General features: G+C 62.1%; 12 protein-coding genes. 2 read left to right on the top strand and 10 right to left on the bottom strand.

Going from position 1 to position 16,761, the window contains the following annotated elements:
* The first annotated feature begins 2 nt into the window (after nt 1-2).
* Complete coding sequence (locus tag K3F44_RS13875; RefSeq protein ID WP_220632441.1) at nt 3-2,033, top strand: pyridoxamine 5'-phosphate oxidase family protein; 2,031 nt, start codon at nt 3-5, stop codon at nt 2,031-2,033.
* Nucleotides 2,034-2,102: 69 nt separating this feature from the next.
* Entirely contained in the window at nt 2,103-3,002 is a 900-nt protein-coding gene (locus K3F44_RS13870; protein WP_220632440.1) for a LysR family transcriptional regulator, read from the top strand.
* On the opposite strand, the gene K3F44_RS13865 is transcribed toward K3F44_RS13870, so the two are convergent.
* The 10 genes from K3F44_RS13865 to K3F44_RS13820 form a co-directional block, all read right to left on the bottom strand.
* Nucleotides 2,995-3,867 carry an aldose 1-epimerase gene (locus K3F44_RS13865; protein ID WP_220632439.1) on the bottom strand — a complete coding sequence of 291 codons (873 nt, stop codon included), beginning with the start codon at nt 3,865-3,867 and terminating at the stop codon, nt 2,995-2,997. The two genes, K3F44_RS13870 and K3F44_RS13865, sit on opposite strands and share 8 nt — an antisense overlap.
* A gap of 29 nt (nt 3,868-3,896) precedes the next feature.
* The gene (locus K3F44_RS13860) at nt 3,897-4,823 is read right to left on the bottom strand and encodes an EamA family transporter (RefSeq protein WP_101321780.1); all 927 of its coding nucleotides are present in this window, start codon (nt 4,821-4,823) and stop codon (nt 3,897-3,899) included.
* A gap of 54 nt (nt 4,824-4,877) precedes the next feature.
* Nucleotides 4,878-6,158 (bottom strand): TRAP transporter large permease, encoded by a 1,281-nt coding sequence (locus K3F44_RS13855; RefSeq protein WP_101321779.1) that lies wholly within the window; start codon nt 6,156-6,158, stop codon nt 4,878-4,880.
* Nucleotides 6,159-6,686 carry a TRAP transporter small permease gene (locus K3F44_RS13850; protein ID WP_181089951.1) on the bottom strand — a complete coding sequence of 176 codons (528 nt, stop codon included), beginning with the start codon at nt 6,684-6,686 and terminating at the stop codon, nt 6,159-6,161.
* Between the two features lie 62 nt (nt 6,687-6,748).
* Nucleotides 6,749-7,720, bottom strand: coding sequence for a TRAP transporter substrate-binding protein (locus K3F44_RS13845; protein ID WP_150570951.1), 972 nt, complete (start codon nt 7,718-7,720; stop codon nt 6,749-6,751).
* Nucleotides 7,721-7,777: 57 nt separating this feature from the next.
* The gene (locus K3F44_RS13840; protein WP_101321776.1) at nt 7,778-8,662 is read right to left on the bottom strand and encodes a glucurono-1,5-lactonase; all 885 of its coding nucleotides are present in this window, start codon (nt 8,660-8,662) and stop codon (nt 7,778-7,780) included.
* 28 nt (nt 8,663-8,690) lie between these two features.
* Complete coding sequence (locus K3F44_RS13835) at nt 8,691-9,497, bottom strand: NAD(P)-dependent oxidoreductase (protein WP_220632438.1); 807 nt, start codon at nt 9,495-9,497, stop codon at nt 8,691-8,693.
* A gap of 184 nt (nt 9,498-9,681) precedes the next feature.
* Nucleotides 9,682-10,920: an OprD family porin gene (locus tag K3F44_RS13830; RefSeq protein WP_220632437.1), complete on the bottom strand. Its 1,239-nt coding sequence runs from the start codon at nt 10,918-10,920 to the stop codon at nt 9,682-9,684.
* 448 nt (nt 10,921-11,368) lie between these two features.
* On the bottom strand, nt 11,369-12,619 hold the full coding sequence (locus K3F44_RS13825) for a ribonucleotide-diphosphate reductase subunit beta (protein ID WP_101321773.1): 1,251 nt from the start codon (nt 12,617-12,619) through the stop codon (nt 11,369-11,371).
* A gap of 578 nt (nt 12,620-13,197) precedes the next feature.
* Nucleotides 13,198-16,077, bottom strand: coding sequence for a ribonucleoside-diphosphate reductase subunit alpha (locus K3F44_RS13820; protein WP_220632436.1), 2,880 nt, complete (start codon nt 16,075-16,077; stop codon nt 13,198-13,200).
* Nucleotides 16,078-16,761 lie beyond the last annotated feature (684 nt).

Genomic DNA, 16,761 nt, shown 5'->3' with positions numbered 1-16,761 from the left:
TCATGCATACGCAATCCAATGAGCCGAGCTCGCCCTGGCACGCCGGCGAGAGAGCCCTGCAAGAAAAGGCCGGCGTCGCCGAGCGGATGGCAGTGTTCGGGCAGAAGGTCATTCGTGACTACATGCCCGACCAGCACCGCCAGTTCTACCAGCAACTGCCGTTCATGATTGCCGCCAGCGTTGACCCTCAGGGCCGGCCCTGGGCGACCTTGATCGAAGGAGCGGACGGCTTTGTCAGTTCGCCTGATCCGCGTCAGCTGCGCCTGGCCGCCAAGCTTGCCAAGGATGATCCAGCCGCCGCTGGGCTGGCCGCCGGGCAGGCGGTTGGCATGCTCGGCATCGAGCTGCACACGCGTCGGCGCAACCGTATCAATGGCGTGATTCAAACGGCGCTAGCTGGTCAAATTGACGTGCAGGTCGAGCACGCCTTCGGCAATTGCCCACAATATATCCAGCTGCGCAACTATCGGCGTGTCGAAGGGGCCGCGCAGCCCCGCGAGGACGCGACCTCGCTGGACGCATGGGCCACAGCACTGATCGAAGCCGCCGACACCTTGTTCGTCGCCAGCTATGTCGAGCATGCCGACGGTCAGCGTTCGGTGGATGTTTCCCACCGTGGCGGGCGGGCCGGCTTCGTCAAGGTCGAGGGCAATCGCCTGACCATCCCGGACTACGCTGGCAACCTGCACTTCAATACCCTGGGCAATCTACTGGTCAATCCACGCGCCGGCTTGCTGTTCGTGGATTATGCCAGTGGCGACGTGCTGCAGCTGTCAGGGCGCACCGAGTTGCTGCTGGACAGCCCGCTGACCGAGGCATTCGAAGGCGCCGAGCGGCTGTGGGTACTTGAGGTCGAGCAGGTAGTACGACGCCCCGCGGCAGTGTCGCTGCGCTGGGACTTCGAGGCCTATGCGCCAACCAGCCTGGCCACTGGCACCTGGGCTGAAGCGCAGCAACGCCTGCAACAGGCCCAGCGCCAGCAGGACTGGCTCGGCTGGCGGGTGAGCAGGGTCGAGCAGGAGAGTCGTGATATCCGCTCGTTCTATTTGCAACCCGCAGATGGCTCAGCAATAACTTTCGCGCCTGGGCAGCACATCCCACTGCGCTTGCCGCTTGATGCGCAATCCTCCGTGATCCGCACCTACAGCCTGTCCAGCGCGCCCTCGGACGGCTACCTGCGCATCAGCGTCAAGCAGCAGGGCGCAGCGTCGCGCTACCTACATGAGCAGGTGGGCGTCGGCGATGTGCTGCACGTGCGCCAGCCGATGGGCAGCTTCAAGCTCGACAGCAGTAGCGAGCGACCATTGGTGCTGATCGCGGCAGGGGTCGGCATTACACCGCTGCTGGCGATGCTGCGCGAGCAGCTGGCGCTCAGTGCAAGGCGGTCGATCTATCTGTTCCAGGGCGCCCGTAGCCTGGCCGAGCTGCCATTTGGCCAGGAACTGAGTGCATTGCAACAGCAGGCCGGCGATCGCCTGCACCTGTACCGAGCGCTCAGCCAGCCCGAAGCTCAAGCGGTACTAGGCCAGGACTTCGAGATGGCCGGTCGGCTGGGCATCGAGCAGATCAAAGCGCGCCTGGCGCTGGATGACTACGACTTCTACGTTTGCGGCCCGGCCAGCTTCACCCAGGATATTTATGACGGCCTGCGCCGGTTGAGCGTGACGGACGCGCGCATCCATGCCGAGGCCTTTGGCCCGTCGACGCTGACTCGTCACGGCGACGGTGCTCAGCCTGCGCTGCAGCAGCCACCTGCAGCCAATCAGCCGGTACCGGTGAATTTTGCCGGCTCGGCCAAGGAGGCGCGCTGGACGCCTGGCTCCGGCAGCCTGTTGGAACTGGCCGAGCGCCGCGGGCTGACGCCTGAGTTCAGCTGCCGTGGCGGTTCCTGCGGCACCTGCAAGACGCGCATTGTCAGCGGCCAGGTGCATTACCCGCAGCCGCCCGCCGAGCTGCCCGAGAGCGGCAGCGTGCTGATCTGCTGCGCTGTACCGGCAGATGACGGCGGCCAGCCGCTGGTGCTGGATCTTTGATCGATGCGCCCTTGTGATCAGCCGCCCGCCCCGGGAATAATCGCAGCAGGATTGATACGGGGGCGGGGCATGGATCAGATCCATCTGATGAAGGTGCTGATTGCGGTGGGTGAGCTGGAAAGCTTTGCCGCAGCGGCGCGCAAGCTCGGCCTGTCGCCGGCGGCAGTGACGCGGGCGGTCAGTGCCCTGGAAGAGGCGCTCGGGGTCAAGCTGCTGCAGCGCACCACGCGCAATGTGCGCCTGACCGAGGCCGGCAGCCGCTACCTGGAAGACAGTCGCAATATCCTCGCCAGTATCCACGAGGCCAACGAGGCGGCGGCCGGGATCAACGCCGCACCCAAAGGCAATCTGTCGGTGACCGCGCCACTGCTGTTCGGTAAAGCCTTTGTCATGCCGTGCATCGTTGACTACTTGCAGGCTTACCCTGAGGTGGACGTGTCCGCCTACTTTCTCGATCGGGTAGTCAATCTGGTGGAGGAGGGCATGGACGTTGCCGTGCGCATCGGGCCATTACCCGATTCGGGGCTGAAGGCTGTGCGCGTCGGCCAGGTGCGCCGGTTGTTGTGCGCTTCGCCTGACTATCTACAGCGCCACGGCAAACCGCAGCATCCCGCCGAGCTGGCCGAGCATACGATGATCGCAGCCAGCGGCGTGTCACCGCGATTGGACTGGACGTTTGGCCCTGAGCAGGCGCCTGTGCAGGTGCGGATCAAGCCCCGGCTGACGGTGACCAGCAACGACGCGGCAATCGTCGCCGCCACGGCAGGTCTGGGCATCGCCCGGCTGCTGTCGTATCAAGTGGCAGCGGAGCTGGCGGCGGGGCGCTTGCAGGTGGTGCTCGAGGATTACGAGCAAGTGCCGTGGCCGATCCATGTGCTGCACCGCGAAAGCAAATACGGCTCGACCAAGGTGCGGGCGTTCATCGACCGGCTGGCGAGTAACCTTCGCGCGCACCACTACCTCAATTGAGCGCTTGATACTGCATTCTGAAACCCAGGCTGACGTGCTCGCCTTTGTGCAGCAGGCGCAAGCCTGGGCGCCCAGGCAAATGGTGCGCATTGATCGGATGGCTGACCGGCTCGAAGCAGAAGAACGGCTGGTCCTGCGGACAGAACAACAGGTAATGGTCGGCTCCGCTGGCGCTGCAGCGTAATTGATAGCCGTCTGCCGGCTGGACAATCGTGCACTCCCCCTGCCAGCCGCTGAAGGCGTGATCGACAACTGTCGTTGGCAGCTCACTCAACTGCCCGAAGCGCCATTCGGGCGGGATTTCAACCTGACGCGATGGCAAGCAACCCTCGTCGCCTACCCATACCTGACGCGCCGGTGCCAGCAGCAAGGTATCAGCATGGCGAGGCAAGTACGGGTGTAGTCCAAGCCCATGCCAGCAGGGCAATTCATCCAGATGCGTAACCTGCAGATCCAGGCTCAGGCAGCCCTCGTCGAGGCTGACATGCATTACCGCCCGATAGGCAAAAGGCAGCTCGCTGTCCAGCGTCAGGCAAGCATGATCAGTGCCTTGATGAGTCACCACCCAAGGTTGCTGCCAGGCACTGCCATGGATCGCGTAGGGCGAGTGCTCGGTGTTCGCGGCCAATGCCAGCCAGCCATCAGGGCGGGCAAAGCCACCGCTGTCGATGCGATTGGACCACGGCACCAGCGGATAACAACCCAGGCGCCTTGGCGTAGCGCTGTCCAGCGCCGCTTGATCGCTATGGCGCAGCAACGCCTGGCCACTGTCCTTGACCTGCCAGTTGACCAGGCTGGCGCCCAGCTCCGGGGCCAGGCTCAGGCGTGTCAGACGGTCTTCAAGATGCAGTTCGAATAAAGCCATTCAGCAAGCTCCAGGTGCAAACACGATGATCAGGCCGAGCGCCGATAGGTCAGCAGTACAATCCCGCAGACCACCACCGCGCCACCGATCAACTGCATGCCGCTCAGGCGTTGATCGAGCAAGGCCCAGGCCAGCAACAGCGTGGCAATCGGCTCGATATTCATTACCGGCGCGTTCTGCGCCATGTTCAGCCGCGGCACGCAGACGAACAGCAGAGTAAACGCCACGCCATACAGCACCACCAGGCTGGCCAGAGCGATCCAGCCAGCGCTGCTGCTGGGCAGCGACAAGCCCGCCGGCACCCAGCCGCCGACCCCGGCTACCAGCATGCTGGCGAACACGATCATCAAGGTCAGCAAGCTACGCACCGGCCCGCGTACGCCGGCCAGCTTGTGATCGGTGATCCACAACGCACAGGCAAACACACAGGCAGCGCAGAAGGCGAGGCTCACGCCGAGGGTCCAGTCCGGGTTGGCCTCAGCGCTGTCGGCCAGGCGTGACGGCACATCCAGCGCCAGCACCAGACCGAGCAGAATCAGCCCCATCAGCAGCACGGTGCGCCGCGTCGGTCGCGGCCCGCCGAGGGCCCAGCTGAGCAGTGCCAACAGAATCGGGAAGGTGTTGCCGACCAGCAGCGCCAGCGCCACCGGGATCCGCGCCACCGCCGAGTACAGGCACAGGCTCTGGGTAGCAATCAGCAGGCCCAGCAGCAGTTGCCAGCGTCGCGAACCTGCGGGCAGGCCTAGCGACTGGCGCTGCCACAGCACCAGCGCCGCCAACGCCAGCAGGGTGATGCCCGAGCGACACAGAATCGCCAGCAGCACGCCGGTGTCGTTATCAAAGGCGATCCGCGCGGCGATGTGGTTGCCGGCAAAGGCACAAGCCAGCAGCGCTAACAGCGCCACCGCCAGCTTGCGCGGGAAGAGTGAGGTATTCGAAGAGGAGGCGACAGCCATGTGCACAAATCCATTTGCAGGGGGAGGGCGGGCCCGCAGGCCCGCCTGTCACAGTTACAGCACCACGCTCGGCAGCCACAGCGAGATAGCCGGGATGTAGGTCACTGCCATCAGCACCAGGAACAGTGCCACATAGAACGGCAGCAGTGCCTTGACCGTCGCCTCGATGCTAACCTTGCCGATGGCCGAGCCAACGAACAGCACCGCGCCCACCGGCGGCGTGATCAAACCAATGCCCAGATTGACCAGCATGATCATGCCGAAATGCACTGGGTCGACGCCGATGCCAGTGATCACCGGCAGCAAGATCGGCGTCAGGATCAGAATCAACGGCGCCATGTCCATCACCGTGCCCAACAGCAGCAGCATGAAGTTGATGCACATGAGGATCACGTAACGGTTGTCCGACAGGGTCAGGAACAGCGTGGTGATCTTCGACGGGATCTGCATCAGCGTCATCACGTAGCCAAAGCTTGCGGCAAAGCCGATCAGGATCATCACGATCGAGATGGTCCGCACCGTGCGGTGCATCAACTTCGGCAGGTCGCGCCACTTGTAATCGCGGTAGATGAACATGGTCACGAAGAACGACCAGACCACGGCAATCGCCGCCGACTCGGTCGCGGTGAACACCCCGGACAGAATGCCGCCGAGGATGATCACCATCGCCATCAGGCCCCACAGCGCTTCACCGGCGATTTTCAGCGCCTGGCGCAGCGGGATCACCTCACCCTTGGGGTAGTTGCGGCGCTTGGCGAAGATCAGGCACAGGCCCATCAACACCGCGCTCATCAACAGCCCTGGCATGACCCCGGCCATGAACAGCGAGGCAATCGATACCGTGCCGCCGGCCGCCAGCGAGTACAGCACCGAGTTGTGGCTGGGCGGAGTCAGCAGTGCCTGCACCGAGCCACTGATGGTCACCGCCGTGGAAAATTCACGCGGATAGCCCTTGCGCTCCATTTCCGGGATCAGCACCGAACCGACCGATGCGGTGTCGGCCACCGACGAACCGGAGATCGCGCCAAAGAAGGTCGAGGCGGTGATATTGACCAGCGACAGGCCGCCACGGACAAACCCCACCAGCACCCCGGCAAACGCCACCAGCCGCCGCGACATGCCACCCTCGGCCATGATTGCGCCGGCCAGCACGAAGAACGGAATCGCCAGCAGCGAGAACTTGTTAACCCCGCTGGCAACCTGAATCATCATTGCCTGCAGTGGAATATCTATCCACCAGGCCCCGACCAGAGCGGCCAGGCCCAACGCATACGCCACCGGCATGCCCAGCAGGATCAGGGCGATGAAGCTGCCCAACAAAATGAACGCATCCATTTATGCAGCTCCTTCGCTTTCTTCGACGACATCGAAGCGCATCACCTGGCGATGGCTCTGATCGCCATAGAAGAGTTTTTCCAGCACGAACAGCAGGGTGATCGCCCCGCCGACCGGGATCGGCGCGTAGGTCATGCCCACACGAATCGACGGCAGGGTGGCGAGAAACTGGTTCCAGGTAGTCACGCACAGCTTGATGCCATAGAAGGTCATGAACGCGCAGACCAGCAGCATCAACACCTGCACCAGCAGTGCTACAGCCTTGCGGCGTGCCGGTGGCAGGCGGTCGGTAACCGTGGTCACCGCCATGTGCGCACCGGCCCGATAGCTGGCGGCCGCGCCGATGAAGGCGAACACCACCATCAGCAGGATCGCCACCGGCTCCGGCCAGCTCGAGCCGCTGCCGAGCACGTAACGGGCGAAAATGCCCCAAGGAATGATCAGCGTCATGGTCAGGATCGATAGCCCCGCCACCCAGATGCAACCGCTGTACAAGGTATCGTTGACACGCAACACAAGTGTTTTCATAAAGCACCACCGAGGCTGCACGTAGCCGTGCAGCCGCATCTAGCTGGGGAGGGAGCCGCAGGTTACTGGACTTCGGCGATACGCTTCATCAGATCGGCGTATTGCGCGCCGTACTTTTCCCGCACTGGCGCAGTGGCGTCGAAGAACGGCTTCTTGTCGACCACGATGAACTCCACCCCGGCAGCCTTGAGCTTCTCTTCACTGGCGGCCGACTTGGCGTCCCACAACGCACGCTCTTCCATCTGCGCTTCGCGGGCGACTTTCTTCACCAGGGTCTGCTGCTCAGGGGTGAGCTTTTCCCAGGTGGTCTTGGACATCACCACCGGCTCAGGCAGGATCAGGTGGCCGGTCAGGGTGAAGTACTTGGCGCTCTGGTAGTGGTTGTGCTCGAGCAGGGTCGGCGGGTTGTTTTCCGCGCCGTCGATCACCCCGGTCTGCAAGGCGCTGAAGATCTCGCCGGTGTCCATGGCAATGCCGTTGCCGCCCATTGCGTTCATCATGTCGATGAACAGCGGGTTACCCTGCACACGGATCTTCATGCCCTTGAGGTCTTCGATCTTGCGCACTGGTTTTTTCGTGTAGATGCTGCGCGTGCCGCCATCCATCCAGGCCAGTGCGACCAGGTTGAATTCGGAATTGGTGATCTTGTCGAGGATCTCCTGGCCGATCTCGCCATCGATGATCTTGCGCATGTGCTCGTGATCGCGGAACACGAACGGCATGTTGAACACGTTTACATCCGGCACCACCGGGCCGACGATACCGAGGCTGACCCGGGTCATCTGCACCGCGCCGATCTGCGCCTGTTCGATGACTTCCTTCTCCGAGCCGAGCACGCCACCGGCGAACATCTTGAAGGTGATCTCGCCATTGCTGGCGGCTTCGAGTTTTTTACCCATGTTCTGCTCGGCAACTACGGTCGGGTAGCCGGCCGGATGGATCTCGGCGAACTTGATATCCAGCGCCGAGGCGGTGCCGGAGAGGCTGATCGCCAACGGGAGTACGGCCAGAAGCAGCTTGCGTTTGAAGACCATGGTGACGCTCCAGTGTTGTTATTATTTGGGTATCGCACGGGTGCAGCGGGATTCGGTTCAGCCGCGCCAGGCTGTTTCTGGCAGGCCCTGCACGCCCGCGTCCAGGGCGAACACGCCACCGGCCAACGGCTGATCGTGCAGGTCGCCGCCGGGGCGGATCGAGGTCACGAACAAGGTGTCCAGGTTGCGCCCGCCAAAGGCGCACATCGCCGGCTTTTTCACCGGCACATTGAGTGAGCGGTCCAGTCGTCCATCGGGAGTGAAGCGGTGCACCTGGCCTGCATCGTTGCCGCAGATCCAGTAGCAGCCGTCGGCATCCACGGCAGCGCCGTCAGGCCGGCCCGGGAAGCCGCGCATATCAACGAACAGGCGCTGGTTGTGCGGGGTACCGGTGTCGATGTCGTAGTCGAACTGCCAGATGCGCTGCACGTCGGGGTGGGAGTCGGACAGGTACATGCGCGTGCCGTCCGGGCTGAACGCCAGGCCGTTGGGCACGATCATCTGGTCCAGCTGCAGGTGCAGCGGCCGGCCCTCGCCGTCGTACCGATACAGGGCACCCAGCGGCGCCGCCTGCTGCATGTTCATCAGCATGCTGCCGGCCCAGAAGCGACCCTGGCGGTCGCAGCGGCCATCATTGAAGCGCATGCCTTCGGCGCCATGTTCAACCGCGCTCAGCAGGCGGCTGTCGAGCTTGCCCTGGGCATTGGCAGTCAGCGCATAAACGCCATCCTCCATGCCGGCAATCCAGCTGCCGTTGGCCGAGCGAGCGATGCAGGCGAGCATCTGCGGCGCTTGCCAGCTTTGATGAGCGCCATCTGCGGCCGTCCAGCGGTGCAGCTGGCCGGCAGGGATATCGACCCAGTACAGCGCCTGCTCGGCAACATCCCACACCGGGCTTTCGCCGGTGGCATTGCGCGCATCCACGATCAGTTCGTAGTTCACGGTAGACAGCCTCCTTGCGCGTGGTGAATCAGTCGAATGGCCCGGCAGCGACAAACGCGCCACCTTGATACACCATCGCCGGGTCATCGGCGGCTGGCGCTGGTTGCGCTTCGACCTTGGCGCGGAACACCTCGGAGGAGTCCTTCGGCTGGTAGCCCAGGTGCGCGGCATGGCGGTTGTCCCACCACACGTCACGGTTGGCCGAGGCGCCGTAGACCACGGTGTGGCCGACTTTCTCGGTAAACAGGCCGCGCTCGATCAGTTGGGTCAGGTCGTCATAGCTCAGCCAGGTGCTGAGCATCCGCCGGTTCTGCGGCTCGGGGAACGACGAGCCGATGCGGATGCTGACGGTCTCGATGCCGTAGCGATCGAAATAGAAGCTGGCAACGTCCTCGCCGTAGCACTTGGACAACCCGTAGTAGCCGTCCGGGCGGCGCAGAGCGTGGGCGTCGATCTGCTGGTCCTGCTGGTAGAAGCCAATGGTGTGGTTGGAGCTGGCGAAGATGATCCGCTTGACCCCATGCTTGCGCGCCGCCTCGTAGAGGTGGAACACGCCGCAGATATTTGGGCCGAGGATTTCTTCGAAAGGCCGCTCGACCGAAACACCGCCAAAGTGGCAGATGGCATCGACGCCTTCGACCAACTGGTGCACGGCGGCCTTATCGGCCAGGTCGCATTCGACGATTTCTTCCTGAGCACTGGTGGCGGGCGCCATTGCTGCAATGTCGGAGAGGCGCAGTACTTCGGCGTAGCCCTTGAGGCGCTCGCGAAGCACTTGGCCGAGGCCGCCTGCGGCTCCGGTGAGCAGCAGGCGCTTGAACGGTGTGATAGTCATGGCAAGCTCGTTTGTTTTGAGTTGTTGTAGGTTGTCGTATGACTGTGCTGGATTATCGGTAGTGATTCGCAAGGTTGTCAATGCTTGCCGTGTCTGTTTTTGTCACTGCCACAGGCTCCCAGCGACCCCTGTGGGAGCGGGTTCACCCGCGAAGAGGCCAGCACTGACACCCCATAAACCGCTGTTACAGCAGAGACAACGGATAGTTGAAGATCAACCGGTTCTCGTCGAACTCGTTGCTGCTGAAGTCGCGGCGAATGGTCGAGTTGCGCCACTTGATGCTCAAGTCCTTGAACGTACCGCTCTGGATCACATAGGCCAGCTCCGACTCACGCACCCACTCCTTGCCATCGGTGACTGCGCCACTGTGCACCTCGCGGCCACTGATGTAGCGGTTCATCAGGGTCAGCCCAGGGACGCCGACAGTGGTGAAGTTGAAGTCATGCCGCGCCTGCCACGAACGCTCGTTGGCGTTATCGAAGCTGGCGTTGTAGCTATCGTTGGCCAGTGTGCCGCCACTGGTGCCGTTGACCCGCATCCAGGTATCGCCGCTGACCTTCTGCAGGCCGACATAGAAGATGTTGCCGCCGACCTTGGCCGAGAACATCCCTGAGTAGGTCTTGTTGTCCAGCTCGCCCGCGCGCTTGGCGCCGTCGTCTTCACCCTGGAAGTAACCGAGGTTGGCGCCCAGAGTCCAGCTGCCGACCGGCTGGCTGTGGCTGACCTGCAGGTATTGCTGCTGATAGACGTCCTTGAGTACCGCGTTCCACAGCCCGAACAAGGTGCGGTCCTGGTTGAACTTGTACTCACCACCAACGAAGTTGAAGCGGTCCGAGGCAGCGCCGCCGTAGATCATGTCGTCCATGCTCGCGTCGTTACGCGGGCTGTTGCCCCGGAACTGACCGCCGTACAGGGTCAGCCCGGCGATCTCGTTGGACGTCACCTGACCGCCGCGGAACGTCTGCGGCAGCGAACGACCGTCGTCCGAGCGCAGGATCGGCAGCACCGGCATCCACTCGCCGATCTTCAACTCAGTCTTGGAGATCCGCGCCTTGCCCGCCACTGCAAGGCGGCCATAGTCATCTGCCGGCCGGCCATCATCATGCCGCGGCAGCAGCCCGGTGCCGTAGGTACCGCCACCGCCATCGAGCTTGACCGACCACATCCCCAGCACATCCACACCAAAGCCAATCGGCCCCTCGGTGAAGCCCGAGCGCGCATCGAGGATAAAGCTCTGGGTCCATTCCTCGGCCTTGCTCTGCGGGTTGGCCGGGTCGACGAAGTTGCGGTTGATGTAGAAGTTGCGCAGGCCCAGCGTGGCCTTGGCGTCCTCCATGAAACCTGCGGCAAAGCTCACCTGCGGCAATGCACCGAGGGCGGTTGCGCTGAACAGCGCGAGGGGAAGATGTTGGCGGATTTTCATTATTGTTGTGCTCCCTGAGGGTAAAGCTTTCCGTATGCCAGGCGCGTGCAAGTGGCCAGCGGCAGTGGCGGGGTGTAGGCGAGGCCGGTCAGGCCAAACGGTTTCGAGCCTGCGCGCGAAGGCTAGCTGCCGCGGGCAGTGCTGGGCTGAAGAGGACGGCGGAGGCGAACAGCGTGGAGGAGGGCTGAGATCGTCATAGGGGCTTCACTGAATTGTTGTTTTTGTTGTGTGTTGTCGTACGACTTTGCGGATTATTAACGGCGGGGAAAAAGCTTGTCAATGGGGTGTTAGGCGGGATTCAGCGGCGGGGTAGGGGATGATACGCGCCCGAGGGCTCTGGTGCGGGGTGTTTGGGGTTGCTAAAGACATCGTATGACAGATTAAGCAAAGGGGCCGCAAAGCGGCCCCAATAATCCAGCTGACAGCCCGTTTCAGGGCTTCACCAAGATCAATCCCAGCTCAACGCCCCACCGGTCTGATACTCGATCACCCGCGTCTCAAAGAAGTTCTTCTCTTTCTTCAAGTCCATGATCTCGCTCATCCACGGGAACGGGTTGGTGGTGCCTGGGTACTCTTCCTTCAAGCCGATCTGAGTCAAACGACGGTTGGCGATGAACTTGAGGTAGTCCTCCATCATCGCTGCGTTCATGCCCAGCACGCCGCGCGGCATGGTGTCGCGAGCGTATTCGATCTCCAGCTGGGTCCCTTGCAGGATCATCTGGGTGGCTTCTTCCTTCATCGCCGCATCCCACAGGTGCGGGTTCTCGATCTTGATCTGGTTGATCACGTCGATACCGAAGTTCAGGTGCATCGACTCGTCACGCAGGATGTACTGGAACTGCTCGGCAACGCCGGTCATCTTGTTGCGACGGCCCATCGACAGGATCTGGGTGAAGCCGCAGTAGAAGAAGATGCCTTCCAGAACGCAGTAGTAGGCGATCAGGTTGCGCAGCAGTTCTTTGTCGGTCTCTGGGGTGCCGGTGTTGAATTCCGGGTCGGAGATGGCGCGAGTGTACTTCAAGCCCCAGGCAGCCTTCTTCGCGACCGACGGGATCTCGTGGTACATGTTGAAGATCTCGCCTTCATCCATGCCCAGCGACTCGATGCAGTACTGATAGGCGTGGGTGTGGATCGCCTCTTCGAAGGCCTGGCGCAGGATGTACTGGCGGCACTCGGGGTTGGTGATCAGGCGGTACACGGCCAAGGCCAGGTTGTTGGCAACCAGCGAGTCGGCAGTGGAGAAGAAGCCTAGGTTGCGCATGACGATACGGCGTTCGTCTTCGGTCAGGCCGTCCTGGTCTTTCCACAGGGCGATGTCGGCGGTCATGTTGACCTCTTGCGGCATCCAGTGGTTGGCGCAGCCGTCGAGGTACTTCTGCCAGGCCCAGTCGTACTTGAACGGTACCAGCTGGTTGAGGTCGGCACGGCAGTTGATCATGCGCTTCTCGTCGACCGCAACGCGGGCCGCAGAGCCTTCCAGTTCAGCCAGGCCTTCGGCGATGTCGAGGTCGTCCAGGGCAGCCTTGGCACGCTTGACCGCGTCCGAGTCGGCAGCCGTGGCAGCACGCGCTTCAAGGGCGGCGGCGCCACCGGCGCTGTCGAGCTTGTCGAGGGTGGCGGCGGCTTTGGCCTGCGCCGGGGTGCTGCTTTTTACGGCAAGTTCGTCGTCTTCTTTGTCGAATTCGTCCCAGCTCAGCATGTCATGGCTCCTGCTAGAGGGTTGCGCGCGGCAACCGGTTGGATTTTCAAGTGATGCCTGTACAGCGCAATGCCCACAAGGCGTTACGGCGGGCGCTGAGAGCGTGCTCTCGTCACATTTAAAGGTGTCTGGCTCAGCGCCTGGCCTGTCCTCGAACGAGGGGCCAGGGCGCTGGAAATCTTGTCGTCAGCTCGCCCTTTCGGGGGGCGCGAAGTATACCGGAAACGAGGCTGGATCGGGGGCCCCTCGGCCGCTACGGATGGTAATTTTTTGACCCGCAGAGCACGCCTGTGTTCACTCGATTCCAGCTGCTTGTTACGGGATGTGAGTCTAGCGCTAAATACGATTTGTTCCTACATCTTGTGCTGCTTTATTTTGCCGCACACTGCATATGGTGTTTTATCTTGATCAGGGTCAAACAGAAGGATTGCCTGTAAGCGCCTGACGACAGGGCGCGAGCGGGTGTCGCAAGGGCCTCGCCAAGCCTGACTCAAGCGCTGCCGTCCAGGCAAAAAAAACCGCAGCCATTACCGTGTGGGCAATGGCTGCGGTGGTGTCAGCTCAGCGCTGCGCCGGCCTTATTGGCAAGCTTCGCAATCCGGCTCGTCGATCGCGCAGGCCTTCGGCACAGGTGCTGGACCTGCGGCCTGGACCGGGGCGCTGTCGCCGCCGCTGGAAACGGCGTTGAGCTTGCCGGTGTTGATGGTCGACTTCTCGGTGCTGGTCGCGGCCAGGGCACGGAGGTAGTAGGTGGTTTTCAGGCCACGGTACCAAGCCATGCGGTAGGTCACGTCGAGCTTTTTGCCCGAAGCGCCGGCAATGTACAGGTTCAGCGACTGCGCCTGGTCGATCCACTTCTGGCGACGGCTGGCGGCATCGACGATCCACTTGGTGTCGACTTCGAACGCGGTGGCGTAGAGGTCTTTCAGCTCTTGCGGGATACGCTCGATCTGCTGCACCGAACCATCGTAGTACTTCAGGTCGTTGATCATGACCGAGTCCCACAGGCCGCGGGCCTTGAGGTCGCGCACCAGGTACGGGTTGATCACGGTGAACTCGCCGGACAGGTTCGATTTCACGTACAGGTTCTGGTAGGTCGGCTCGATCGACTGCGATACGCCAGTGATGTTGGCGATGGTCGCGGTTGGCGCGATGGCCATGATGTTCGAGTTACGAATACCTTTCTGTACGCGAGCACGTACCGGTGCCCAGTCGAGGCTCTCGTTGAGGTCGACGTCGATGTACTTCTGGCCACGGGCTTCGATCAGGATCTGTTGCGAGTCCAGTGGCAGGATGCCTTTGGACCACAGCGAACCCTGGAAGGTCTCGTAGGCGCCGCGCTCGTCAGCCAGGTCACACGAGGCCTGGATGGCGAAGTAGCTGACCGCTTCCATCGACTTGTCGGCGAACTCGACGGCAGCGTCGGAGCCGTAGGCGATGTGCTGCAGGTACAGTGCGTCCTGGAAGCCCATGATGCCCAGGCCGACTGGACGGTGCTTGAGGTTCGAGTTACGTGCCTGCGGTACCGAGTAGTAGTTGATGTCGATCACGTTATCGAGCATGCGCACGGCAGTGTTGACGGTGCGTTGCAGCTTGGCGGTCTCGAGCTTGCCGTCAACGATGTGGTTCGGCAGGTTGATCGAGCCCAGGTTGCAGACTGCGATCTCGTCCTTGTTGGTGTTCAAGGTGATCTCGGTGCACAGGTTCGAGCTGTGGACCACGCCGACGTGTTGCTGCGGCGAGCGCAGGTTGCATGGGTCCTTGAAGGTCAACCATGGGTGGCCGGTCTCGAACAGCATCGACAGCATCTTGCGCCACAGGTCTTTGGCCTGAATGGTCTTGAATACCTTGATCTTGTTGTACTCGGTCATGGCTTCGTAGTACTCGTAACGCTCTTCGAAGGCCTTGCCGGTCAAATCGTGCAGATCAGGTACTTCGTTCGGCGAGAACAGAGTCCACTGGCCGTCGTCGAAGACACGCTTCATGAACAGGTCAGGGATCCAGTTGGCGGTGTTCATGTCGTGGGTACGACGACGATCATCACCGGTGTTCTTGCGCAGTTCGATGAATTCTTCGATGTCCAGGTGCCAGGTTTCCAGGTAGGCGCAGACCGCGCCCTTGCGCTTGCCGCCCTGGTTGACCGCAACGGCGGTGTCGTTGACCACTTTGAGGAACGGCACGACGCCCTGGGATTTGCCGTTGGTGCCCTTGATGTACGAGCCCAGCGCGCGCACTGGCGTCCAGTCGTTGCCCAGGCCGCCGGCAAATTTCGACAGCATGGCGTTGTCGTGGATCGCGTGGTAGATGCCCGAGAGGTCATCCGGCACGGTGGTCAGGTAGCAGCTCGACAGCTGTGGACGCAGGGTACCGGCGTTGAACAGAGTCGGGGTCGAGGCCATGTAGTCGAACGACGACAACAGGTTGTAGAACTCGATCGCACGGGCTTCCTTGTCTTTCTCTTCCAGCGCCAGGCCCATGGCCACGCGCATGAAGAACACCTGCGGCAGCTCGAAGCGCACGCCATCCTTGTGGATGAAGTAGCGGTCGTACAGGGTCTGCAGGCCGAGGTAGGTGAACTGCTGGTCGCGCTCGTGGTTGATCGCCTGGCCCAGACGCTCGAGGTCGAAGTCGGCCAGGGCCGGGTTCAGCAGCTCGAACTCGATGCCTTTGGCAACGTAGGCAGGCAGGGCCTTGGCGTACAGCTCGGCCATCTCGTGGTGGGTGGCGCTGTCGGCTACGTTGAGGAAGCTCAGGCCTTCGGCACGCAGGGTGTCCATCAGCAGGCGGGCGGTGACGAACGAGTAGTTCGGCTCACGCTCGACCAGAGTACGGGCGGTCATCACCAGGGCGGTGTTGACGTCCTTCAGGGCAACGCCGTCGTACAGGTTCTTCAGGGTTTCGCGCTGGATCAGCTCGCCGTCGACTTCAGCCAGGCCTTCGCAGGCTTCGCTGATGATGGTGTTGAGGCGGGCCATGTCCAGCGGCGCCTTGCTGCCGTCGGCCAGGCTGATGCGGATCGACGGGTGCGGCTCGACCACGGCATCGTTGTTGGCGCGGGTAGCACGCTCTTTGGCGCGCTGGTCGCGGTAGATCACGTAGTCACGAGCCACTTTCTGCTCGCCGGCGCGCATCAGGGCCAGTTCGACCTGGTCCTGGATTTCTTCGATGTGGATGGTGCCACCCGACGGCATGCGACGCTTGAAGGTTGCAGTGACCTGCTCGGTCAGGCGCGCAACGGTGTCGTGGATGCGCGACGAAGCGGCGGCAGTGCCGCCCTCAACTGCAAGGAACGCCTTGGTGATGGCCACGGTGATCTTGTCGTCGGTATAGGCGACGACAGTGCCGTTACGCTTGATCACACGCAGTTGGCCAGGCGCAGTGGCAGCCAGATCCTGGTTCGAATCAGCGGCCTGCGGCGCTTGGGCCTGCGGGTTCTCGCGAGTTGTGTCGGTTTGCATCGGTGGGTGTCTCCACAGTTTCAATAGTGTTCGGGCGTGTCATCCACGCCCACCGTTCCATCCGCCAGTTGGCTTGCCCGAGCGGGGAGCCCACGCGCACGTGGATCCGCCAGCTCGGGCGTGCCGACTTCGGGACAGACTCAGGAATAAGGGGCAATAGCTTGCCGCTCCCTGGCCGAAGTCAAAGGTTCTGCGTTACAACGCAAAATCTGTTGCTGTCGGGGTCGCCAGGCTGTGCCTGCAACACCCGTACCCGAACAAGCCCTGTGCAAGGCTTGCCTCGGTCTGCCTGCGCAGGAGCGCTTTGGCTGCTTGTATTGCCATAAGTTCAGGTCGAAAAAACGCTTGAATTTCGCCGCTGACTTGTGTTCTCGATTTCGGCCCAACCCCAACATCTAGTGGTTCGCCGCGATGGGGATACAAGATAATGCGGTCTGAGGGTGTTTGCAAGGCGACCGCCTGTGGATAACGTGTGTACAGATTGTGTGTGATTCGTGGGTATCGGCTGTAGGCCTTGTCCTCACGGCTTTTCACTTTTTTTCCGCACCGTAATGACCCGTTGCAGAATGTTACTGCTGTGCGGCGCATCACGCTAATTCGTCCTGGCCTGTCTCGGACCAGCGGTGCCGACAGAGCCGATTGGCAGGCGCAGATGTGCGACGTAGTATCCGCGAACAAGGCTAC

Source organism: Pseudomonas sp. S07E 245 (assembly GCF_019599025.1).
Classification (GTDB): domain Bacteria; phylum Pseudomonadota; class Gammaproteobacteria; order Pseudomonadales; family Pseudomonadaceae; genus Aquipseudomonas; species Aquipseudomonas shirazensis.
This window is presented reverse-complemented; position numbering and strand designations above follow the sequence as displayed.